Genomic DNA, 23,053 nt, shown 5'->3' on the forward strand with positions numbered 1-23,053 from the left:
TTAAAAATCCTCCTCCTTCCAGTTTTCCTTCATCCATTTTCTTGCTCGATATAATCTCATCTTGACATTCGTTTCTTCCACACCTAACTTTTGTGCAATTTGTTTATAAGATAATTCTTCAAAATAATAAGCTTTCACCACGATTTGAAACTTTTCCGGCATGTTATTAATGTATTGATGAACCTTGTTTAATGTATCCTTACTGATGATTTGTTCGTCTGGATCTGTCTGCATACTTACTGGTTCAAAGTCTTCAAAGGTTTCTAATTCTTCTTTCTGTCTTGTCTTTTTTCGCTTATAATCAATTGCTTTATGTAGGGCAATACGACTAATCCAAGTTTTAAAGCCTTTATGCTGATAGGAAGAAAGAGCATCAATCATTTTAATAAAGGTTTCTTGCGCTAGATCTTCTGCGATCTTTTCATCATGTACGACACTATACGTTACTTTAAAAACATGATGTTTGTACCGCTCTATCAACAAGCGGATTGCATGTTGATTGCCCGCTCTTATTTTTTTGATCAGTTGTTCATCTTGAATGATGCTCCCCCCTTCCTTTTTTATGTCTCCCCTTTAATTGACGTTTAAAAAAAGAGAATGACTACAAAAATATTAAAATTTTTTCACTTATATTTATCTGTAATCATGATATAATGAAAGAATAGAATACCAAAGAAGTCAGGAGTGAGGATTTGCCCAGGTTTCGCACGATTGTTTTCTTCCTGTTAATAGGAGGATTAATATGGTTTTTATATGAAGATGATTTTAAGCAAGATGGATTAACTGGTGTTTGGTCTGAGATGAAGGATGATTTTAATCAATTAAAAAATAATAACCAGATAAGCAGCACAATCAAAAACCTTCGTTTCGAATTAGAAAATTTTTTTGACTCCGTGACAGACGATCATTCTGAAGATGTACCTTCTCCTAATATAGAATCACCTGATCTCACGAAACCTTCTGAACAAACTTTTTCGATTCATAACATCGTAATTAATGATAAAAAGGCAGATGTTGAAAGTATTCTTAATGACTCGAAACGAAGTACATTAAATGAATATGGGACAAATTGGTACACTTACCATGAACATTATCAAAATTTTGTCATGGTTGCTTATAACGATGATAATGAGGTCGTAGGGCTGTACACCAATCAAGACTTGATTAGTTCGAGCGTTGATATAACTCTACAAAACGATAAGAATGATGTTAGAGAAACATTTGGAGAACCGCTTGATTCCATTAAAAAAGGATTTGTTAAATATCGTATCAATGATAACGATGAACAGGACACTTATTTAATCGATGATAACTATGTCACCATTTTTTATGACATTCATCAAGAAAATAGGATAGCGGCTATTCAAATAATTGATAAAAGTCTGGAAGACCAAAAGGAGGACTATTTTGCAGCTCCCGATAGTGCCTTAGCAGAGGGTTTAGAATATCAGCTGTTTGATCTTACTAATGCTGCAAGAGCTAAATTTGAAGAACCTATATTGGAATGGCATGAAACCTCTAGAGTAACCGCTCAAAATCATAGTGAAGATATGGCGGAAAATAATTATTTTGGACATACCAATTTAGATAACCAATCACCATTTGACCGCTTGGAAGAAGATAACATCACATTCCGTATGGCTGGAGAAAATTTAGCAGCAGGACAGCCTAGCAGTATCTTTGCTCATCAAGGACTTATGAATTCAAAAGGGCATCGGGACAATATTTTAAACTCCGATTTTAGACAAATGTCTGTAGGGGTTGCTTTTCAAGAAGATGGGCAACCATTCTATACTGAAACCTATTTAACGCAATAATGCTTACCTTCTAAAGGTAAGCATTATTTTTTTGATTTGTCTAGCTCCAAGCACCCAGAAACTAGGTGACTTCACGAATCGCCCGTCGCTACGTTTCTAATCGGGCGCTCTACGCTTTTCTTATTAATTTTCGTTATCATGTTTCATGTGATGTTTATGATCCCATTTTGGAATGAAGTTATTTTCCTGGAGCTTTTCATATTTTTTCTCCATATGTTGGATTATCTTTTGACCTTTTTCTTCTGGAAAAACACCATATTCTACGTATTTCTTAATGATTTGCTTTTCTTTTTCCATTACTTTCTGTTTCAGAGTTTTGATTTCATCTATCTGCTCATCAGATAGTTTCACTTCCTCTGTTTCTGCCTGTACAGACGAAAGGAATAATCCTCCAATGGAAATGGTCAATATACATGCAATAAAAAACTTCCGCAATTTGTTCACACTCCTTTTTCCCATAGTATTGCAATCTTTTGCACACTTATGCGAAAAATGGAGTGGTTAGCTGAAATCTTTCATCCAGTTTATTAGCAAATCTTCCTGATACAAGTCATTCGGATATTCAATAATTCCTGTATCCTCCTGCTCATATAGATACATTAATAGCTCATTAATAGCTCCCATGTACTCCTGATACAGAAATTCATAACTGATTGTCTCCTCAGGCATGACTTGATCAGCACAAACTGCGGGATCACTATAATTAACGTATGTTCGACAGGGTAAAGGTCTTATCTCGTATGCCAAACATTGATTCGTATCTGTGTCTAACATAACACAAGGTAATAAAGATTTTTTATAGTCATATTTGTGGTTGTGGTCTGTTACATCCAATTCGGAAAACTGTTTTACCTTATCCTTATACTCTCGATAGTAATGGGCAAAATGCTCCGCTATTTTTTCTTTTCGCTCTACAGGCATCTGTCTAATAGAACGCTTGATTAACTTTGCTTCCATCTTATTAATTACAATCGGAAAGTAGCAACAAAAAGCACAACCCATTCGGCAAGTTGGCTCTAGGTCTACGGCCTTTTCCATCTGATTAATTTCCGTTGATACGGCTTCAAGCAGAAGCTGAAAACTTTTAAATAATTTTTGGTCTGTGGAAAGATTGCTATCTATTAATTGATCAACAATCTGATAGAAAGCATCTTCGTTAATTTGGTATTTTTCATTTAATTCGTTACATTTCTTTATAATTTCTTCCTGTGTTAAATAATGATTCATATTTGGTCTCCTACTAGTTTTATTTCCTTCACTAGTGTAACAGATTTTTTAAAGCTATATATTTATTTATACCCGATACTTACATATATGTCTCCATTTTAATGCTATGATGCCCCTTTTTGCACAATATTTTAGACTCAAATTTTTAAAAAAGCTAGCCTCAAATATGAAGATTTCCTGAGTTACTTAAATGAAGAAAAGTACTTAATTGTCTTTTGGAATGTGTACCAACCTTCTTTTCTCCAAGTAAATCATCTTCTAATTATGTTAAGAGATTGCTTTCATTATTTTTATGCTTGCATTGAAAGCTACTTACAATGAAAATCCGTCTTGAAATAAAAAGAATAAACCATGTTTTATTAAACAGGTTTATTCCTTAATTGTTTATCTTTCATCGCACATTTTCAACCGGAAATACGGTAAATTGATTACTGCAAACATACGAAAAAATTAACCAAACAACTAAGATGAGAAAAAATAACAAATCTTTATTCGTATAACCTAAATGATAATAAAAAGTTCGCTTATTATTTTTCGAGAATTGTTTCGCCTCCATAGATACGGCAATTCGATGTGCTCGTCTAATACTTTGGGCTAATAAAGGAATGGCATATAATTTTACTTTTTCGTACATCCCTTTAATCCCCTTTGAATATTGGACACCTCTCACCTTTAACGCTTGACGTAATGTTTGAAATTCTTCCACAATGATCGGTAACATACGGATTGCTGCCATAAAACTATAAGCATACTTCGGCTTTAACTTTAATTGCTGCATCGTGGAGTAAAATAAATATACAGGTCTAGTCGTTAAAGCGAATAGTAAACTTAAAAGGCCAAAAACCATACTTCTTAATCCTAAGTGAATGCCACGATAAAAACTCTCCTCTGTGATATGTATGAGACCGAATTTAAACCACGTTTGCTCTCCCTCCCCAAAAAAGATCATCGTTGTAGAGGAGGAAAGAAAAATAATCGTTAATGGAATAGCTATTAACCCAATAACTTTCCAACGATGACCGGTACCGAAAAGATAAAGTACAACAATTCCAGTAATCATATACAACAAAAAGTTAGGATTATGGACAAACAACAAACCAATAAATAGAGCAGTTAATGTCAATAATTTAAAACTAGGATTTATCTGATGTAACCAGGTTGGTTGGTAACTAATACTAATAGACATACATATCATCCTTCAAGATATTTTCTTGCACTCTGGAAAGATCTAAGCTTTCCATAAGTTCCCCATCTTTTATTCGCCATTCCTTCGTTGCATATAATTCAACTATTTCAGGCTGATGGGTAACCATCACAATGGTGATGCCATTTTTTCGGCATTCTTCAAAAAGTTCAAGCATTTGAAAAGTGTTTTTGGCATCTTGACCAAAGGTCGGTTCATCCAATAGTAGAATATCAACATCTGAAATCGTAGCGGTTGCTACACTTAATCGTTTCTTTTGACCAATCGATAATTGATAGGGATGGTGGTCTTTAACATGATATAAGTTATATCTTTTCAAATGTGCTTCTATCCTATCAGCAAACTCTTCTGGGTGAACATCACTATTTTTCAAAGAGTGCTCTAGTTCCGCATAAACACTATTGGTGATAAATTGCAGTTCAGGATTTTGAAACACATACCCCATCTTCCGATAATCACATGTGTTAATATTATTTGATAAAAAATAGTTAATCTCTCCTGATGTTTTAATCAATTGCATTATAGCAAGCATCAACGTACTTTTACCTGAACCATTTTCACCAGTTATCGCTAGCCAGTCTCCTCGATGAATCACTGCATCATTAACATGCATTTTTATTTGTTTTTGGTAGTAACCATGAAAGGAATCCATGGTTATGATCGGTTGATCCACGTTATCATATTGCGCATAATTAGGAAGTTGCTGGGCATAGTCGTCCCAAATATTTGGATACCATATCCCATACTGATACAACTTACTTCGGAATCGACTGAAGATATCATTTGGTTCACCATCAGCCACTATAGCTCCTATTTCATCTAAAATAATGACCCGATCAACTAAGGGTAAAACATGATCAATTTTATGTTCTACAATCACCACTGTCTTATCTTCAGAAACTTCCTTCAAGGTATCCCAAACTTGTTTCGTGCCAACCTGGTCCAGCATAGCGGTCGGTTCATCTAAGAACAACACTTCAGGTTCCAATGCTAATACCGATGCTATCGCAAGCCGCTGTTTCATTCCGCCTGATAATTCCTGGATAGAAACGTGCTCATCTGCTAATTGTAAACCGACCCGATCTAGGTATTGGCTAATTAAGGAAGCCATATTTTGCTGTGGTATGTTTCTATTTTCTAGTACAAAAGCAATCTCCTCATCTACATAAGGCATACAAAACTGGGCATCTGGATCTTGAAAAACCATACCGTACGATTCTGAAATCTTCCGTTTATCTGCTTTAATAGGTACTTCTATCACGTCCGGTATTAAGCCAGCCAATATCTGGAGTAAGGTGGACTTTCCAGATCCTGATGGACCGACAAGCAATACTTTCTCACCTTGTTGAATGGATAGTGAAACATCTTTAAATAATAATGATGTTTCATTTGGATATTTAGCTCGTAAATTTTTCACTTCAAGCATGCCAATTTACCTCATCTCATCTTCGAGTCTTTGATAATCATCATTAGATACTGGACGGATTGCCTTTGTGACACCCGTTTTGTCCAATGCTTCTACTAAGTAATAAGCAAAGACACCCGTAATCAATATCGATCCTACTAATCTAGCAACGATCAATAATGTAAGATTCCATAGTGCTAATGAATCGATATATCCATAAAAAACATCTAATAGGAGCGATCCTACCGCAGCGCCTATTGCCGCTAGACAAGTAACATACAGACGATAACTCTTATATCGATACATAGCAAAGATCAGTTCACAGCCTAATCCCTGTACAAGACCATATAGAAGGAGAGATATACCCCATTGTCCACCAAATAAAAATTCTCCTTGAGCAGCTGCGAGTTCTGCTAATAAAGCAATACCCGGCTTGCGAATAATCAGAAAAGCTACAGTTGCAGCCATAAACCACATCCCGTATATTAACTGATCCACATGTAAACCAAGTATCCCTACAAAACTGTATAATGGACCCCACAGTTTGTAAATAACACTAAAAATAAAGGCAATAACAATTGTTATTAAAATATCAGTCAAAGTTAACGTTTTTCTCATCTACATCCATCTCCTTTTTTAATTAAGAATAAGTATTTGTCGAGTCTTACCCGTTCTTGATCACACACTTAGTTACCAGCAAAACCCTCCTCCAAACACAAAAAGCCACTATCCATACATACGTAGAGATAGTGGCTATACTTATCCATATAAAAAGTATTGCAGTATATTAGATACTAGCCACTTCCCTACGCTGGTATGAACCAGATCAGGTTCTAAGGGTCTTAAAGTATTACTTTAATCTCAGTCTTTAAAAGACACCCCTAGTGGAATGTGTTGATAATATTTAATTCGACTTCATCATATCAAATTTTTCCATATTGTCAAGAAAATTTTTTTGTAAATCAGATTGCATGAATCGATATTTTTTGATATAGTTGGTAGCAACGTAAAACAATTAAATATTTTGCTTCAATTTTTATTGAAGTGAGAATAGAGGTGCAAAAACCATTAGTACATAGTGGGAGGCTGGTGTTGCCTGAGAAAGCTATCGAAAGGGGAATTTGCCGAAGTAAAATAAGTACGCATCAACTTATTTTACTGGTCCTTCATTGAACAAATGCAGGGCTGTCATATAGTGCCACGCTATATGGAGGGCTATCTCACGCATCGAATCCAATTTGAATTCCAGATGCAACAATGCCCTCATTGTTGCATCTTTTTATTTTCAATTGGTGATGAGATACCCTCTATTCAATGGAACTAGTCAAATTGTTTTAAATCTTTGAATAGAGGTGGATATATCATGAACTTTGGACGTGTATTAACAGCGATGGTAACTCCCTTTGATCAAAATGGAGACATTGATTATGGAAAAACAGAACGATTAATTAATTATTTACTACAAAATGGAACTGATGCACTAGTTATTGCCGGAACAACTGGAGAATCTCCTACACTATCAAAAGAAGAGAAATTATCACTGATTAAATTTACTGTCAAAACCGTTAATGGTCGCGTACCTGTCATAGCAGGGACAGGATCAAACAACACTCGTGAATCTATAGAAATGACGAAAAAGGCGGAGACGATTGGTGTAGATGGGGTTATGCTTGTTGCACCCTACTACAATAAACCTTCACAGGAAGGCATGTATCAACACTTTAAAGTCATTGCGGAATCTACTACACTTCCAGTGATGTTGTATAATATTCCGGGTAGAACTAGTGTAAATATGAATCCCGAAACGATTATTGAACTTGCTAAAATCGATAATATCGTTTCTGTAAAAGAAGCTAGTGGTAACCTCGATGTGATGACCAAAATCATTCGAGAAACAAGCCAGGACTTCTCTCTATACAGTGGTGATGATAATTTAACACTCCCTGCTGTTGCCATTGGAGCAAATGGAATAGTATCAGTCTCTTCACATATTATTGGTAACGAAATGAATGAAATGGTTGCTGCTTGTCAAAATGGCGATTTTTGGAGAGCGCAGGAGTTACATCAATATTTACTCCCAATTATGCAAACGATGTTTATGGCACCAAGTCCTACACCAGTAAAGGCAGCTCTAGGGATGAATGGTATAGATGTAGGAAATGTCCGTTTACCATTAGTTCCACTAAACGAAGAAGAAATGCAAATATTAAGACACCATTTACATTTCCTTCAAGAAAATTATTATGCAGGTTAATATAAAAACAGTTCACTAACTATAAAGTGAACTGTTTTTATTTTTTCATATAAAGAAAACATTTAACCATTGGTGGAACATTTTTACAATGGTTTAGAAATTGCTATTTATGAGTAAAAACAACCACGTTACCTCATGCTAGCGTTGTAGAGCAGATCTTAGCGAAGGCCGCACACTTCCACTCCTGTGGGAATGGTTTGACCTGAAGATCCACTTTTTCGAGTGGGTTTTGCTCGAAAAAGTTAGCTGAAGGGCAAACCCCACGGAAAGGGAAGTGGGCAGCCGGAGTGGCGGTTAATGCTGTTCAATTATTTCATAATGGAAGCTAGAGAAATGGTAAATCTTTAGCTTTTAGGACTGAGCGTTTGTTACTCAGTTTTTCTTATGCTAATTCGTCAATCACGTATGCTAAAAGTGTTGTTCTTGGAACAAATGATTCTAATTCTAAATATTCACTTTCTCGATGGGCTCGTCCCCCGATCGGTCCTAGTCCATCAACAGTTGGTATACCTAAAGCTGATGTAAACGAAGCATCAGACCCACCACCTGTTTCTGTATCTTTAATAAAAATATCTAGTTCGTCCCCGACTCGTTTAATAATCCGAAGTAGTTTTTCTGTTTGTTCCGTTTTTTCCATCGGTGGGCGATTAATATCACCTTCGATTTTTACTTTTGTTCCATCTACTTCTGTATTAGCCATAATTGCAGCAATTTGTTCTTTAATTTCTTCTGCTTGTTCTTGTGTTCGAAAGCGCACATCTATCTGTGCTGTTGCATGATCGGAAACAGTATTTACAGAGGTTCCGCCTTCTATTAATCCGACATTGACATGAATCCCTTCTTCTTCATCGGTAATATCGTATAATTGAATAATTTTATACGCTAACTCTTCGATTGCGCTTCTCCCCTTTTCCGGTTCAATACCAGAATGAGCTGCTTTGCCGATCACTTCTAATTTATAAAGCCCTTTTCCTCTTCTTGCTGAGACGATTGCTCCGTTTTTTCGGGCAGGTTCCATTACTAAAGCAAATTTTTTATTTTGCGCATGTTTCTCGATTAATGCTCTGGAGGTTGGAGAACCGATTTCTTCATCACTAGTAAGTAATATTTCCACCTGTTCGACAGCCGCTTTCTTATGTTCTAGTAATGCTTTCATCGCATAATATACTGAAACAAGACTTGCTTTCATATCGATTACTCCAGGTCCGTATGCTCGATTCCCATTAATATGAAATGGTCTTTCCTTAGCTGTTCCCTTTTCAAAAACGGTATCCATGTGTGTAAGGATTAATATTGTTTGATTTGTAGGATCCACATTCTTTTTTCGAATAATTAAATGATTGCCTGCTTCTTCTTGTTTCACTTCTTCCACTTCAAAATCAATTTGTTGATATAATTGTTTCATGAATGCCCCTACTTTATCGACACCAGCTTTATCGTAAGAGCCACTATCGATATTGACTAACTGTTCTAACATGTTCAGCATATGCTCTTGTTGGTCTTTTAAATAACTTTTCATCTCATTCCCTAACTTTCTATATATTGATTATGAAAATCATACTATAACTTTGCCGATTTTGCTATACTATTCATGGCTACTAATATTTTAGAATGGAGCGTATTTTATGAAGATATTTGTTGATGCAGATGCTTGTCCTGTTACTGAAATCATTATAGACGAGGCTAGGCGTTTTCTAATAGATGTGGTACTAGTAAAAAGTTACAGCCATTTTTCGTTACAAGATACACCTAAACATGTAACAGTAAAATATGTAGATGACGGAGCTGATGCAGTTGACTACCGCATTGTACAAATGGTTCAGCGTAATGATCTCGTCATTACACAGGACTATGGGCTTGCAGCACTTTGTTTAGAGAAAGGTTGCTATTGTTTGCATCATGTTGGTTTTACTTATTCAAAAGATAAAATAAACCAAATGTTACAAGAGCGACATGTAAATGCTAAAGCTAGAAAAGCTGGTATACGAACGAAAGGCCCAAAGAAATTTACCGATGAACAAAAAAATAGCTTCCGCATGAAGTTACGAAAGCTATTGGAGCTACATTAATCTTTTTCCTCTTCTTCAATGATTTCAGCAATTCGGCTAATTTGCCAACGTTTTGCTGTTTCATCATTGATTTCATATACTTTACCTGCTCGCAGTAATTCCTTGTTATAAGTGGATTGCACGAGCATTTTTACCTTTTTTGCCATTAGTCTTCCTCACCTTCTGTTATATAAGCACTTAGCCAACGAATACAAGCTTGTTTCCAATCTACTGTATTAGGATGTTCATCAGCAAGACCCAAACCATGTCTGCCGTCTTGATAAATATGTAACTCATAAGGGATTTGATAGCGTTGCAATACCTCTGCATATTTTAAGCTATTTACTGATAACACCGATTGATCATTTGCGGTAGACCAGATAAATGCGGGCGGAGTATTTTCATGTACAATTTTCTCACATGAATACTGATCAATCAATTGTTGATCTGGATTTTCACCGAGTAAATTTGTTTTACTACCTTCATGTGTAAATTCGTCCATGGTAATCACTGGATAACATAGGATTTGGAAATCAGGTCTTGATGTATAACCTTTTGATTCTAAGTAACGATTACTTATTATAGCTGCCAGGTGACCACCGGCAGAAAAACCTAATACCCCTACTTTATGTTGATCATTCAATCCCCAATCAGTTCTTTTGATTTTCATCGTTTGTATAGCCTGTTGTGCCTGTTCAATCGTTTCTTGTTGTGAAATCGGTGCAACTTGGTATCTTAATACACATGCATGAAATCCATTTTGATTTAACCAGTTTGCCACAGGTTCCCCTTCATGATAAGCGCGATGACCATAGCCTCCTCCTGGTATAACTAAGATGATCGGTGCTGCTCGACCTCCTTCGATTAAGTACGGTGTAATACTTGGAACATCTTGATGCAAAAACTCCTCTTCCCATTTTACGTTGTCTTTCTCAATTATTTGCAACGAACCAACCACCTTCCATAAATTATTTTTTCAAAAATAGGTGTATATCCCATCCCAAATTGTATTTCGTGCATAGGCTACTATCAAGTGATGAAAGTTTACAGAAGGAAGGGGAATGCTTAATGCATCATCACCACTATCAAATGGCACCTCAACATTTTCGCCATCAACAACAGCCACACGGGCAAGAAAGATTTTTCGGACCAATCGGACCATTAGGAGCAGGTTTACTAGGTTTTGGGTTAGGATATTTAGGAGGCGAAATCCTTGACGGTCCACCGGGGCCTTATCCATACCCGCCACATCCACCTTACTACAATTATCCTCCATATGGACCACCATTTCCACCAGGACCATATGGACCAGGATCGCCGTATTTTGGACCTTTTTAAAAATTGAATTTCAACATTGTAAAACAGAGAACATGAATAGCTAAATTTATAAGTCAGAGCAGGATGATCCAAGGAGCATGAGGAATGCTTCCTTGGATATTCGTTTCTATTCCTTCGGTTCATACTTTTGCCAAGGAACAGAGCTCTTCCATTGTATAACAAAGAGATCAGTTTCTGACTGATCTCTTAAAGTGTTTAGTGTATACCTTTAGGAATTGCATTGTTAATCGTTTATGCTTTTAGAACAAGTGCATACTTAAATAACGTTCACCTGTATCTGGAGCAATGCAGACAACTTTTTTACCTGCTCCAAGTTTTTTTGCTACTTGGATAGCAGCAAAAACTGCTGCGCCTGCTGAAGGACCAACAAAAATTCCTTCTTCAGATGCTAGCCGTTTGAATGTGTTTACTGCGTCTTCATCTGCGATTTGAATAATTTCATCATAAATAGAAGTGTTTAAAATATCAGGAACAAAACCAGGACTTGTGCCAACTAACTTGTGTTTACCTGGTTTACCACCAGATAGTACAGGCGATCCTTTAGGCTCGACAACAGCAATATGCAGTTCGGGCAATTCTTCCCTTAATGCTTCACCAGTACCTGTGATAGTTCCACCAGTTCCGGCTGTTGCAACAAATCCATCTAAGTCATGGTTTGTTTGTTCTAGAATTTCAAGAGCTGTCGTTTTTCGGTGAATATCTGGATTTGCCTTATTTTCAAACTGTTGTGGCATAAAGCTATCGGGAATTTCTTCAACTAATTCTTTTGCCTTTTTAATAGCTCCAGGCATTTTTTCTGCACTCGGTGTCAAAACCACTTTAGCACCATATGCTTTTAAAATATTAATCCGTTCCTGTGTCATGTTATCTGGCATCACCAAGATGGCTTGATAACCTTTGGCAGCGCAAGTCTGTGCCAATCCGATGCCTGTATTTCCACTTGTTGGTTCAATAATAGTAGAACCTTCTTTCAACATCCCCGCCTTTTCCGCTTCGATAATCATGTTATAAGCAGCTCGGTCCTTCACGCTTTTTGAAGGATTAAACATTTCTAATTTTACATAAATATCAGCAGCACCTTCAGGTACAATACGATTTAATTTAACTAAAGGAGTGTTTCCAATTAACTCCGTCATATTTTGATAAACATTCATCTGCCTACCCCTTCCTACAACATCTTCTCCTATCATAGCAAGGAATCCTCGACAAATACAAGCATCATACTTGAATCGAAAAAAATAGGGTTTGGTCTTTTTCCTCCCTTTTCTGAATTCAGATGCACCTTAAAGCACTTTATCATCAACAGCATCACAATAAACAAGCTGTATATATTTACAAATCACCTACAACAATATAAGCAGCTCGAATTGGTCCGTGGACACCAACTACCAGATTCATTTCAATATCAGCACTGTTACTTGGACCGGTAATAAAATTAATACAGGAGGCAATATCTTCTTCTTTTTCGACTTGAGCGTGAATATAGTCAGTTGCCTGGGTCATTCTTTTTACGATGGAAGTCCTCGGAATAATTGCTATATAATTGGCTGGTAACAAGCTAACAGATCGCCCTTGTCCTTTATCATTCAACAGAACAACTGTACCAGATTCTGCTAAAGTAATATCACTAAACGTAATCCCAATCTCAGCTCTTTCTGCTATTTTAATGGAATTTTCTCGATCATTACGGTCCCACTTAAAAGCATTCAACCCTTGTAAGTACTCCTCTATGTTAGCATTATCAAATCTCGGATCATCTGAATAAACAATGGATTCTGATTCGTATTCCTCCATCACTTCTGTTATGGTTCCAGTTAATTCCGCTAATGTTGTTTGATAAAAATCTGTGTGAATCTCTTTACACTGTTCTCTTAACACACTAATTAATTGGTCTTGATCATATCCTTCTAACACTTTTTTCTGTGGTGACACAGACCAGCTAGGTTTTTTTACCGGTTTATCGGCAGCAATGCCACCTATCTTTTCACGAATATTTGTTAAAAAAGAATCACGGTTGATAATATTACCTTTAGACATTTTTTTCACCTCGTTTTTGGCGATCTTCAAACCAATCACGAAAACGTTCATTGGCAGGCTGAGGGAAATCTCTCGCGTGTGTCCAATGTTTTAATGGTCCAGGACCTTTCGTGATCAACTGATTTTTAGCAAATGGTGTCGTTAAAAATGGTGCCATTTTTGTTGCAGTTCGATAGAGATTTGCTGAATTGACTAGTTGTTCGAAACCTCGCATCACAACGCGTTCTGACAATGTAGTTTTTTTCTCATCCTCGACAATTTTTCTCCGATGCATAATCAATTGTTCGTGAAGTGGAATTTTTACCGGACAAACTTCTGTACATGCTCCACATAAGGACGAGGCATAAGGTAATTCTTTGTACTCATCATAGTCTGATAGTAAAGGAGAAAGCACCGCACCAATTGGTCCAGGATAAATCGATCCATATGCATGCCCTCCAACATGACGATATACAGGACAGACATTGATACATGCTGCACAGCGAATACAATGTAATGCTTCTTGAAATTCCGTACCTAAGATTTTTGATCTTCCGTTATCCACAATAACTAAATGAAATTCTTCGGGACCATCTGCTTCTTCTAGTTGTTTAGGACCTGTTAAGGCAGTAATATAACTAGTTAATTTCTGACCAACGGCTGCTCTCGTTAACAAGCTAACAACGATATCAAGCTCTTCCCATCCTGGAACAATTCTTTCCATTCCCATAACGGTAATCTGAGTTTTCGGTAGTGCTGATACCATGCGAGCATTACCTTCATTCGTAACCAAAGCAAATGAACCAGATTCTGCAACCGCAAAATTACATCCCGTAATGCCTAAGTCAGCTGAAAGAAATTCTTCCCGTAATTTTTCACGAGCAAACAACGCTAATTCTTCCGGTTTTTCTGATTTCAAGTAAGCTAATTTCTCTTGAAAGACATCACGGATCTGTTCTTTATTTTTATGAAGTGCTGGCGCCACAATATGAGATGGAGGATCATGATCATCCAGTTGCAAAATATATTCACCCAAATCTGTTTCAATTACTTCACAACCGATATCCTCGAGAGCTTCATTCATGGAAATTTCTTCAGTTACCATCGATTTTGATTTAGCAATTTTCTTCGCTTCTTTTTCTGTCGCTACTTTTTGAATATATTCATTTGCTTCTGCTCCCGTTTCGGCAAAAAAGACATGCCCGCCTAGCTCCGCGACCTTTTCACTTAATTGATGTAAATAATAATCTAAATGTTCAATCGTGTGACTGCGGATTTCTGAGCCAAGTGTACGCCAATCTTCCCAATCACCTAATTCATCTGCTGCAGTTGCTCGTTTGTCTTGCAACCTTCCTTGCGCAGATCGTACAGCTCCACGCATAAAGTCATCTTCTAATCCTTTTGTCACCCTTTTTTTAAAGTCTTTCTCTCCAATGTGCATCGGCATTACAGATCACCTCTGCTATTTAAAATTTCCGCGATATGCTTTACCTCAACAGAACTTCCATTCCTAGACAAACGACCACCGATGTTCATGAGGCAGCTACCATCTGCCCCTAGTAAAAGGTTCGCTTTCGTTTCTTCTATATGTTCCACTTTCTCATCGACCATCTGTTCTGAAATGTCACTCATCTTGACCGAAAATGTTCCACCGAATCCGCAACAATCGTGGCGATTTGGTAAATCAATCAGCTGTAGTCCCTTTACGTTATCCAATAATTTAAATGGTGCTTCAGTTACACCTAATAACCTTGTCATATGGCATGACGTATGATAAGTAGCAACTCCCTCATAGTTAGCTCCTACATCCTCAATACCCAGAACATCGACAATAAACTGTGTTAACTCATATGTTTTATCTTTCAGTTTTCTCGCTCGTTTCTGCCATTCTGAACCTTCTTCAAATAAATGTACATATTCATGGATCATATAAACACAAGAACCCGAAATACCTACAACATATTCGGCGTCTTCAAAAGTTTCCACTAAATGCTTTGCCACCTCTAATGTTTCCTTATGATAACCACTGTTATAAGCAGGTTGGCCACAACATGTTTGCGCTTTCGGAAAATCGACTTCACAGCCGAGATGTTCCAACAATTCGACTGCAGCTTTTCCTGCATTCACATAAAACATATCTCCTAAACATGTAACAAAAAATGATACTTTCATGTTTTTACTCCCCTTTTAGGAACATTGCCATTGCTCTTTCTATCATTCTATCATGGTTTCTCCATATAGTAGAATGGATAAACCCTCATAACGAGAGTTTATCCATGTTCTATCATTATCTAGTAAATGCTGCTGCTACCCCACCATCAACAGTTACCATACAACCTGTTGTTTTTGCTGCTTTTGATGAAGCAAGGAAAGCAACAGATTCAGCAATATCCTCTGGTAAGATATTAACGTTTAAGATCGTACGTTTACGATAATGTTCTTCTAAGTCGTCTGTACCGATGCCATAGGAAGACGCACGTTCCTTCTTCCAAGAGGAGTCCCAAATCTTAGATCCTCTAATAACAGCATCTGGTAAGACAGAGTTAACGCGAATACCTAGAGCACCTCCATCAGCAGCAACTGTGCGAGCTAAATGCACTTCCGCCGCTTTTGCTGTACTGTATGCAGCAGCATTTTTGCCAGCATAAATCGAGTTTTTCGATCCGATAAATACCATGTTACCACCAATTCCTTGGTCTTTCATTAATTTGAACACTTCACGTGCGACAAGGAAATACCCTGTTACTAAAACGTTAATATTTAAGTTCCATTGATCCATCGATGTTTCTTCGAAAGGGCTAGAGCTTGCTAAACCTGCATTATTAACTAAGATATCAATACCTCCATACTCACGTACAGATGCTGCTATCGCTGCTTGAACTTCTTCTTCTTTTGTAACGTCCATTTTCACCGCAAAAGCACGATTCCAACCATATTTATCGTTGATTTCTTTTGCTAGATTCTCAGCACCTTCTAAGTTGATATCTGCAATAACTACATGGGCGCCATCTTCAATTAAACGATAGGTTGTTGCAGTACCAATACCACCAGCACCTCCTGTTACAAAGGCAACTTGACGGGAAAATTCTGTTTCTGGTGGTGCAAGGCTTAGTTTATAGAGCTCTAATGGCCAGTATTCAATTAAGTATGATTCTTCTTCATTAAGTGATACAAAGTTCCCAAGAACTGTTGCCCCACTCATAACTGCAATGGCGCGATGATAAAGTTGTTCACTAATGTTTGCTGCTTTCCAGTCTTTCCCTGTGTTGATCATCCCCAGACCGGGAATTAAAATGATACGAGGTGCCGTTTCCATGATTTCGTCGCCTTCATTCTTATTACGTTCAAAGTACGCGACATATTCCTCTTTATAGGCTTTAATGCCTTTTACAATTTTTTCTTTTAATAAATCGATATCACCTGATTGTGGATCCCAGTCAATATATAATGGTACTCGTTTAGTATGAACAAGGTGATCTGGACAGGCTGCTCCCACTTGAGATAACTGTTCTGCATTTACACTATTCACAAATGTTAAGACATCGTCATCATCATTATAGGTTGCTAACATTTGCTTATCATTGCTAACTTGTCCGCGCACAATAGGCATTACTTCTGCGAGAAGTTTTTCACGTTCTTCTTTTGCTACCGTCTGGTATTTTTCACCACCAAATAATGTCTTACCTTGTGCTTTTTGGTTAATATAACTTTCTGCTTCATTAATGATTTCAATGGTTTTATTGTAACTTTCCTTAGATGTTTCTCCCCATGTTACCAGACCATGTTTCTCCATAATCACTAATTCTGCTTTCGGATTATCTTTGACACCTTCTGCAATCATTTTAGACAGCTTGAAACCGGGGCGAATATACGGTACCCATACAAAACGATCTCCATAAATTTCTTCTGCTATCTCTTTTCCATTATCTGCACAAGCAATACTAATGATTGCATCTGGATGTGTATGATCTACCTGTTTAAACGGTAGAAAAGCATGTAATAGTGTTTCAATAGATGAACGTGGATGCTTGGAATCTATCATACAATGTGATAAATAGTCTACCATTTCCTCATCAGACATATCATCACGTTCAAGGAGTGGGCGGATATCATCCATTTTGAGTCCAGTAAAGTTATGAGCTTTCATCGTTGCCAGGTCAGAGCCGCTTCCTTTTACCCACATTACTTCAATGTCATCGCCTTTGAAATCTTTTTCCATCGTCTTAGATGATGTGTTTCCGCCACCGATGTTAACAACTGCACGATCTGAACCTAATAGATTGGAACGATAAACTAATGATTCTAATCCGTCACCTTGTGCAACTTCACTGTCATTCCATTTGTTTTGTACCACTGCATTTCCTCCTCAACATTTTTGTTTTGTTTGATTTGTTTGGTTCTGTTTTGATTATACTACAAAACAAAAATAAATCAACATAAACAAAGATTTATTATCCGTTATTTCGCTTGGATAATACTTTATTCTCGTAATCTTTTACTTCCTCGAGCCACTTTTCTTGGGCGGGTACTTCCATCTGTTCACAATAATAATCCCAAATAGCACCAAACGGATATGTTTTAAATTCTTCTAATAGTGCTAATCGATCTGTGAAATTGCCTTCTTCTTGTAATTGTTTTAAATGATCGTTAGGTAATAGTAATGCGTATAGTAATGACTTGATCATATTTCTTGTACCAATTGTCCATGCAGCGACACGATTTATACTGGCATCAAAGAAGTCCAGACCAATCATGACCTTATCTAGTGCGTCGTTTCGAACAATTTCAAGCCCGATTTCACGGAGTTCATCATCCAATATAATGACATGGTCACTATCCCAACGAACTGGTCGTGAGACGTGCAGGGCTAACCTTTCACTAAATAAAAGCATGGCAGATATTTTATTAGAAACCACTTCTGTTGGGTGGTAGTGACCACTGTCTAGTAAACAAAGCTTGTTGTTTTTAAGGGCATATCCCATGTAAAATTCATGTGAGCCAACAACATATGCTTCAGATCCGATACCAAACAACTTACTTTCTACTGCATCAATATTTAACGATTCATCAACATCCGCTGCAAATATTTCATCTAATGATTCTTTTAGACGCTTACGTGGTGTCAGTCGATCACTTGGAATATCTTTATACCCATCCGGGATCCAAATGTTCGTTAATGCTGGTTGACCTAATTCTTTTCCGAAATATTCACCGATTTTACGTGATCTGATACAATGTTCGATCCAGAAATCTCGTATCTCTTTGTCAGGATGTGCAAGTGTTAAACCATCTGCTGCTTTTGGATGGGAAAACAGGGTAGGGTTAAAATCAAGTCCTAAATCGTTTTCTTTTGCCCATTTCACCCAATTTTCAAAATGCTTTGGTTCTAATTCGTTACGATCTACCTTTTGCCCATCTGTTTCTGCATAAATCGCATGTAAATTAATTTTATGTTTTCCTGGAATCAATGATAATGCTTTTTCCAAATCACTTCTCAATTCTTCTGGAGTTGTTGCTTTACCAGGATAATCCCCAGTTACATCAATTCCACCTGACAATTCTTGCTGTTCTACTTCAAATCCGCCAATGTCATCGCCTTGCCAGCAATGAATCGAAATCGGAACATTTTTTAACCTTTCAAAAGCTTCTTCTACTGATATTCCCCATTTTTCATATTGCTTTTTTGCTGCTTGAAAATTGTCTTTTAAACTCATGCCATTTCACCTCTTATTTAAAATTTTTTAATAGCAAACGATTGATTAATCAATCGTTTTGATTGTTCAACGGAATCGATTTGACCAGTGGCCATCATTTGAGCTAATAAATTTCCAATCGCTGTAGCCTCGCCCGGTCCAGTGTAGATCGTTTTCTTACTCACTGCCGCTAGTTTTTCATTCATATAGTGATTCTTACTGCCACCACCTATGATATGGATGGAGTCATACGTTTTCCCTGTTAACGCTTCAATTTCTTTTGCTGTATGATGATAGCTTTCTACTAAGCTATCATAAATACACTTTGCAAATTCTCCCGCTGTTTTAGGGACTTGTTGATTAGTTTCCTGGCAGTAATGTTGAATCGCTTGTTTCATACTAGCCGGACTTAAAAAACGTTGATCATTGACATCTACTTTTGATGTGAATGATGATGCCTGATAAGCGAGTTCTACAAACTCAGCAAAGCTATATTGATCATTCCATTCGCGCTTAACCTCTTGGATCATCCAAAGTCCCATGATATTTTTTAAGAAGCGGATATTTTTATGAACGCCACCTTCATTAGTGAAATTATAATCAAACGCTTGTGATGTACTGATTGGTTCATGATGTTCAACTCCCATTAAAGACCATGTGCCTGAGCTAATGTAAATCGTATCTTGAGCCGGTACTGCCATGACTGCAGAGGCTGTATCATGTGTGCCAGGTAAGACAACTTCTAGATTAAAGCCAATCTCTTCTTGTACGTCTTTTGTTAAGGAACCAATTGATTGTATAGGATGACTAGGTTCAGAAAATATATGTGCAGGGATGTTTAATTTTCTTAGGAAATCTTGATGCCATGTTTGATTCGTAGCTTTTAACAGTTGGGTTGTCGTAGCATTGGTGTATTCATTTGTTATTTTGCCAGTAAGTAGATAATGTAGATAGTCAGGAATCATCAAAAAGTATTGTGCTTTTGCTAATATGTCCGGTTTTTCTTTTTGTAAGGCGAATAGCTGGTAAATTGTATTAAATGGTTGAAATTGTATGCCTGTTTCGTGGTAGATGTCTTTTTGATCGATAAGTTGAAAAACCTCCTCCATCACCCCATCTGTCCGGTGATCACGATAAGCAACCGCGTCAGTTATTCTGTTTTTGTCCTGATCTAGTAACACAAAGTCAACTGCCCACGTGTCAATTCCAATGGTTAAAGGTTGATAATGTTGTTCGACACTCTTTTTTAAACCGGTCTTAATTTCTTGAAATAGTCCGTCAATATCCCAACACAAGTGGCCGTTTTTCTCTTCCATCTCATTTTCAAACCGATGGATTTCATCTAATACTAGTTTGTTATGTTGAAGATAGCCTGCAATTATCCGTCCACTCGAAGCTCCAATGTCAACGGCTAAATTACATTTTTGCAAGTGAATCACCCCTTTTTGTAAGCGATTTATACATCTATCATAAAGGAATCACTTTAAATAATATATATCGAAAATTACAAATTTATTGTCCTTTTTTGCGAATAAGAAAAAAGCAAAAAACCCTATGAGTTAGATGAATCCAAACATCTACATCATAGGGGCTTCGTTGAACTCATTTAATTATTTTAATGCATATGCTTGTCTACGTACTTCCCATAATCAGGGACGGCAATTTGGTCAAATTCTTTTACTAATTTTGTTAAACCATTCGTTAATACCTCACCGGTCATCGGTAATCCATGACCGGTTACCGCAATCTTAGGATTCAATTGATTTAATTTTTCTACTGATCGTTTCGCAGCTTTCCAATCCGTGGTCAAATATCGTGGTGGTCCACTTATTTCCTGTTGTTGTGTAAGTACTTTATAAAGATCTTCCTGTTTAACGGTCACAAATGCATCTCCTACTAGTAAAGTTCTGTCTTCTTCTCTAAACAGAGAAACATGTCCTGGGGTGTGTCCGGGAGTATGGATCCATTTAAAGCTGTCCATATGCGGAATAGTTCCGTCAACTGGCAGCATTTCAATATGGTCACCTAAATCAATCGGTTCATTGGGAAACATAGGGGACATTTTTGCTATCATCCCACCTTCAACAGTAGGATCTGGTTCTGGATATGCTTTTTTCCCTGTTAAGAAAGGTAATTCTTGCTCATGCGCATATACAGGGATATTCCAATGCTTAACTAGTTCCACAACAGCTCCAACATGGTCAAAGTGACCATGCGTCAGTATGATAGCTTTCGGACTGCTATCAGGTCCGAAACGCTCTTCTGTAACCGAAATAATCTCACTTGCTGAATCCGGCATCCCTGCATCTACTAAAACAAAGTCATTTGATTCTGGATTTCCAACGAACATAATATTGACAATTTGAATTGTAAGGCAAAGTACATCTGGCAATACTTGTGTGCTTACCCCACTTCCTATGGACGTTGCAGGAATATGATGATAATCACTTCCGTAATTCATTTCTTGATCCATGTATCTATCCTCCTGAATGAATAGTTGATTTCATTTTATTGTTCCATTGATTCACAATCATATTTATACAACTATAAAAAACATCTAGTTGATAAAAATGGGCATAAATCAACCAATTGTAAATTTAAATTTGAAACATACTGCGCTTTCCGTGGGCTCGGCTTCAGCTAACTTGATGAAGAAAAGCACTTCACCAAGTGGATCTTCAGCTCTCGTGAGTCCCACAGGAGTCTCCGTATTCTGCCTCCGCTACATTTAGTGTTCTGAATTAGGAATTGGAAATGATTACCGAGAATATATACGCTTGCTTCCCTTTTTTTTTACAGAACACTATTCGAAGCTGCGGAAAAATGCGACACTCCTGGGGGAACAGCACGAGCCGAAGATCCACTTTGCAAAGTGTTTTTCTTTGCAAAGTTAGCTCAAGATCGCCCCCGGAAAGGGAGTATTTTTCCGCAGCGACGATTATTCCCTCATCAAAATTCTGTAGGGAAGAGAGCACTTGCTTATGTTATTTTACAGTTTATAGATTCTGTCACTTTTATTGCTTGTTATGAAAAAATGCAGTTAATCTTCTTTGATTAACTGCATTTTATAAGCTTTAGGCGTCATTCCGTATTTCTTTTTAAATAGGCGATAGAAATAGCTAATATTCTCATAACCCACTTCTTCTGCAATGGATTGCATCGGTAAATCACTATACACTAATAAGTTCTTGGCTACTAACAGGCGTTTTTGCTGAACCAAATCTTTGAAATTTTGATTAGTTAATGATTTGATCTCTTTACTTACCCAGTAAACCGTTTGATTAAAACGATTTGCTAGTGATTGTAAATTAGCTTCTTGATAGTGTTCTTCGATGTAGCGAAATACTTCTGTTAAGAAGGTGTGCTGTTCGGATTGAATAGTACTTCGATTTGTTTGATTTTGTTGTTCGATCAACTCAATGATAAGTAATCCCATTAAAAATTTAATTTTCGACTTCGATAAGATCGATTCTTCCATCATTTCTTTTAATAATTGTTGCATAATGTCTTGAATACGATCAGAATTAGAGACTGGATAATATAAATACTCACCTTTTTGGCTAAAATCAAAAATACTATTCATGAGAAAATAAAGCATTTGACTCTGGACAAATCCAGTTGATAAGTTAGATAGAATATAATCAAAAAAGGCTGGATGAATAATAAAGTTGATTACAATATCATTTTCTTCACACGCAGCTAACTCATGTTCGATATGTTGATTTAATAGCAGGATATCACCTTGCTTTAAAGTGATTGGCTGATCAGCTACCTTTTGATGAAATTGACCATGGAAGACATAATTCATTTCAATATAATCATGAGAGTGTCTGGGAAAATTAATATATCTGGGGTGTTTGCGAATCATGATCAGATCGTCTTTTAGAAACTTTTCACTTTGGATAACGAAATCAGATGTAAGATCTGTATATATTTTTTTATTAACCGCTTGATTTCCTTTTAATATCGCAAGCTCTTCTTCTGTTTCTTTGATTAATTCCTCGTATAAGAACGTATCCAAGTGCTCCTGCCCCCTTTAAACCAAAATGGG

Annotated in this window: 22 protein-coding genes and 2 riboswitches; of the genes, 4 read left to right on the plus strand and 18 right to left on the minus strand. The window is 36.9% G+C overall.

The window, feature by feature from the left end:
• Entirely contained in the window at window positions 1-564 is a 564-nt protein-coding gene (locus GH715_RS10305; protein WP_163578592.1) for a sigma-70 family RNA polymerase sigma factor, read from the minus strand.
• Between the two features lie 128 nt (window positions 565-692).
• Between GH715_RS10305 and GH715_RS10310 the strand changes: the two genes are divergently transcribed.
• The gene (locus GH715_RS10310) at window positions 693-1,817 is read left to right on the plus strand and encodes a CAP domain-containing protein (protein ID WP_153835254.1); all 1,125 of its coding nucleotides are present in this window, start codon (window positions 693-695) and stop codon (window positions 1,815-1,817) included.
• Between the two features lie 123 nt (window positions 1,818-1,940).
• On the opposite strand, the gene GH715_RS10315 is transcribed toward GH715_RS10310, so the two are convergent.
• The 5 genes from GH715_RS10315 to GH715_RS10335 all read right to left on the minus strand — a co-directional run bounded on the left by GH715_RS10315 (window position 1,941) and on the right by GH715_RS10335 (window position 6,271).
• Window positions 1,941-2,252: a YckD family protein gene (locus GH715_RS10315; RefSeq protein WP_163578589.1), complete on the minus strand. Its 312-nt coding sequence runs from the start codon at window positions 2,250-2,252 to the stop codon at window positions 1,941-1,943.
• Window positions 2,253-2,318: 66 nt separating this feature from the next.
• On the minus strand, window positions 2,319-3,044 hold the full coding sequence (locus GH715_RS10320; RefSeq protein ID WP_153835252.1) for a YkgJ family cysteine cluster protein: 726 nt from the start codon (window positions 3,042-3,044) through the stop codon (window positions 2,319-2,321).
• A gap of 391 nt (window positions 3,045-3,435) precedes the next feature.
• Window positions 3,436-4,230, minus strand: coding sequence for an energy-coupling factor transporter transmembrane component T family protein (locus GH715_RS10325; RefSeq protein WP_153835251.1), 795 nt, complete (start codon window positions 4,228-4,230; stop codon window positions 3,436-3,438).
• Entirely contained in the window at window positions 4,220-5,674 is a 1,455-nt protein-coding gene (locus GH715_RS10330; RefSeq protein WP_153835250.1) for an ABC transporter ATP-binding protein, read from the minus strand. The genes GH715_RS10325 and GH715_RS10330 overlap by 11 nt, the downstream gene beginning before the upstream one ends.
• A 6-nt stretch (window positions 5,675-5,680) precedes the next feature.
• Window positions 5,681-6,271 (minus strand): ECF transporter S component, encoded by a 591-nt coding sequence (locus GH715_RS10335; RefSeq protein WP_153835249.1) that lies wholly within the window; start codon window positions 6,269-6,271, stop codon window positions 5,681-5,683.
• A 168-nt stretch (window positions 6,272-6,439) separates the two neighbouring features.
• A riboswitch (TPP riboswitch) is annotated at window positions 6,440-6,546 on the minus strand.
• Window positions 6,547-6,696: 150 nt separating this feature from the next.
• Window positions 6,697-6,879: riboswitch (Lysine riboswitch) on the plus strand.
• A 137-nt stretch (window positions 6,880-7,016) separates the two neighbouring features.
• On the opposite strand from GH715_RS10335, the gene dapA reads away from it, so the two are divergent.
• Complete coding sequence (dapA, locus tag GH715_RS10340; protein WP_153835248.1) at window positions 7,017-7,907, plus strand: 4-hydroxy-tetrahydrodipicolinate synthase; 891 nt, start codon at window positions 7,017-7,019, stop codon at window positions 7,905-7,907.
• Window positions 7,908-8,289: 382 nt separating this feature from the next.
• On the opposite strand, the gene GH715_RS10345 is transcribed toward dapA, so the two are convergent.
• Window positions 8,290-9,426 carry a M20 family metallopeptidase gene (locus tag GH715_RS10345; RefSeq protein WP_153835247.1) on the minus strand — a complete coding sequence of 379 codons (1,137 nt, stop codon included), beginning with the start codon at window positions 9,424-9,426 and terminating at the stop codon, window positions 8,290-8,292.
• Window positions 9,427-9,532: 106 nt separating this feature from the next.
• On the opposite strand from GH715_RS10345, the gene GH715_RS10350 reads away from it, so the two are divergent.
• The gene (locus GH715_RS10350; RefSeq protein WP_018933963.1) at window positions 9,533-9,976 is read left to right on the plus strand and encodes a YaiI/YqxD family protein; all 444 of its coding nucleotides are present in this window, start codon (window positions 9,533-9,535) and stop codon (window positions 9,974-9,976) included.
• On the opposite strand, the gene GH715_RS10355 is transcribed toward GH715_RS10350, so the two are convergent.
• A complete protein-coding gene (locus tag GH715_RS10355; RefSeq protein WP_018933964.1) occupies window positions 9,973-10,122 on the minus strand; it encodes a hypothetical protein in 150 nt (49 codons plus the stop codon). The two genes, GH715_RS10350 and GH715_RS10355, sit on opposite strands and share 4 nt — an antisense overlap.
• Window positions 10,122-10,901, minus strand: a complete 780-nt coding sequence (locus GH715_RS10360) for an alpha/beta hydrolase (protein ID WP_153835246.1) — start codon at window positions 10,899-10,901, stop codon at window positions 10,122-10,124. Before GH715_RS10360 ends, GH715_RS10355 begins: the two co-directional genes overlap by 1 nt.
• A 122-nt stretch (window positions 10,902-11,023) precedes the next feature.
• Here GH715_RS10360 and GH715_RS10365 point away from each other — a divergent pair, with 122 nt between their 5' ends.
• On the plus strand, window positions 11,024-11,293 hold the full coding sequence (locus GH715_RS10365; protein WP_153835245.1) for a hypothetical protein: 270 nt from the start codon (window positions 11,024-11,026) through the stop codon (window positions 11,291-11,293).
• Between the two features lie 239 nt (window positions 11,294-11,532).
• Here the strand turns inward: GH715_RS10365 and cysK are convergent, their stop codons facing one another.
• The 9 genes from cysK to GH715_RS10410 form a co-directional block, all read right to left on the minus strand.
• Complete coding sequence (gene cysK, locus GH715_RS10370) at window positions 11,533-12,447, minus strand: cysteine synthase A (protein ID WP_153835244.1); 915 nt, start codon at window positions 12,445-12,447, stop codon at window positions 11,533-11,535.
• A 178-nt stretch (window positions 12,448-12,625) separates the two neighbouring features.
• The gene (locus GH715_RS10375) at window positions 12,626-13,330 is read right to left on the minus strand and encodes a LutC/YkgG family protein (RefSeq protein ID WP_153835243.1); all 705 of its coding nucleotides are present in this window, start codon (window positions 13,328-13,330) and stop codon (window positions 12,626-12,628) included.
• Window positions 13,323-14,756, minus strand: coding sequence for a LutB/LldF family L-lactate oxidation iron-sulfur protein (locus GH715_RS10380; protein ID WP_153835242.1), 1,434 nt, complete (start codon window positions 14,754-14,756; stop codon window positions 13,323-13,325). Before GH715_RS10380 ends, GH715_RS10375 begins: the two co-directional genes overlap by 8 nt.
• Window positions 14,756-15,481 (minus strand): (Fe-S)-binding protein, encoded by a 726-nt coding sequence (locus GH715_RS10385; RefSeq protein WP_153835241.1) that lies wholly within the window; start codon window positions 15,479-15,481, stop codon window positions 14,756-14,758. Before GH715_RS10385 ends, GH715_RS10380 begins: the two co-directional genes overlap by 1 nt.
• A gap of 115 nt (window positions 15,482-15,596) precedes the next feature.
• Window positions 15,597-17,663, minus strand: a complete 2,067-nt coding sequence (locus GH715_RS10390; RefSeq protein WP_163578590.1) for a bifunctional aldolase/short-chain dehydrogenase — start codon at window positions 17,661-17,663, stop codon at window positions 15,597-15,599.
• Between the two features lie 97 nt (window positions 17,664-17,760).
• Window positions 17,761-19,023: an L-rhamnose isomerase gene (rhaA, locus tag GH715_RS10395; RefSeq protein ID WP_153835240.1), complete on the minus strand. Its 1,263-nt coding sequence runs from the start codon at window positions 19,021-19,023 to the stop codon at window positions 17,761-17,763.
• A gap of 17 nt (window positions 19,024-19,040) precedes the next feature.
• Window positions 19,041-20,432, minus strand: a complete 1,392-nt coding sequence (rhaB, locus tag GH715_RS10400) for a rhamnulokinase (protein WP_153835239.1) — start codon at window positions 20,430-20,432, stop codon at window positions 19,041-19,043.
• Window positions 20,433-20,617: 185 nt separating this feature from the next.
• Window positions 20,618-21,475, minus strand: coding sequence for an MBL fold metallo-hydrolase (locus GH715_RS10405; protein ID WP_153835238.1), 858 nt, complete (start codon window positions 21,473-21,475; stop codon window positions 20,618-20,620).
• Window positions 21,476-22,042: 567 nt separating this feature from the next.
• Complete coding sequence (locus tag GH715_RS10410; protein WP_153835237.1) at window positions 22,043-23,023, minus strand: AraC family transcriptional regulator; 981 nt, start codon at window positions 23,021-23,023, stop codon at window positions 22,043-22,045.
• Window positions 23,024-23,053: the final 30 nt, after the last annotated feature.

The organism is Gracilibacillus thailandensis, from assembly GCF_010994055.1.
Taxonomy (GTDB): Bacteria; Bacillota; Bacilli; order Bacillales; family Amphibacillaceae; genus Gracilibacillus; species Gracilibacillus lacisalsi.

Coding starts and splice junctions, on each gene's coding strand:
- GH715_RS10330 (WP_153835250.1), bottom strand. CDS start 5,674: ATGCTTGAAGTGAAAAATTTACGAGCTAAATATCCAAATGAAACATCA.
- GH715_RS10405 (WP_153835238.1), bottom strand. CDS start 21,475: ATGGATCAAGAAATGAATTACGGAAGTGATTATCATCATATTCCTGCA.
- GH715_RS10345 (WP_153835247.1), bottom strand. CDS start 9,426: ATGAAAAGTTATTTAAAAGACCAACAAGAGCATATGCTGAACATGTTA.
- cysK (WP_153835244.1), bottom strand. CDS start 12,447: ATGAATGTTTATCAAAATATGACGGAGTTAATTGGAAACACTCCTTTA.
- GH715_RS10335 (WP_153835249.1), bottom strand. CDS start 6,271: ATGAGAAAAACGTTAACTTTGACTGATATTTTAATAACAATTGTTATT.
- GH715_RS10380 (WP_153835242.1), bottom strand. CDS start 14,756: ATGCCGATGCACATTGGAGAGAAAGACTTTAAAAAAAGGGTGACAAAA.
- dapA (WP_153835248.1), top strand. CDS start 7,017: ATGAACTTTGGACGTGTATTAACAGCGATGGTAACTCCCTTTGATCAA.
- GH715_RS10325 (WP_153835251.1), bottom strand. CDS start 4,230: ATGTCTATTAGTATTAGTTACCAACCAACCTGGTTACATCAGATAAAT.
- GH715_RS10320 (WP_153835252.1), bottom strand. CDS start 3,044: ATGAATCATTATTTAACACAGGAAGAAATTATAAAGAAATGTAACGAA.
- GH715_RS10385 (WP_153835241.1), bottom strand. CDS start 15,481: ATGAAAGTATCATTTTTTGTTACATGTTTAGGAGATATGTTTTATGTG.
- GH715_RS10375 (WP_153835243.1), bottom strand. CDS start 13,330: ATGTCTAAAGGTAATATTATCAACCGTGATTCTTTTTTAACAAATATT.
- GH715_RS10350 (WP_018933963.1), top strand. CDS start 9,533: ATGAAGATATTTGTTGATGCAGATGCTTGTCCTGTTACTGAAATCATT.
- GH715_RS10365 (WP_153835245.1), top strand. CDS start 11,024: ATGCATCATCACCACTATCAAATGGCACCTCAACATTTTCGCCATCAA.
- rhaA (WP_153835240.1), bottom strand. CDS start 19,023: ATGAGTTTAAAAGACAATTTTCAAGCAGCAAAAAAGCAATATGAAAAA.
- GH715_RS10355 (WP_018933964.1), bottom strand. CDS start 10,122: ATGGCAAAAAAGGTAAAAATGCTCGTGCAATCCACTTATAACAAGGAA.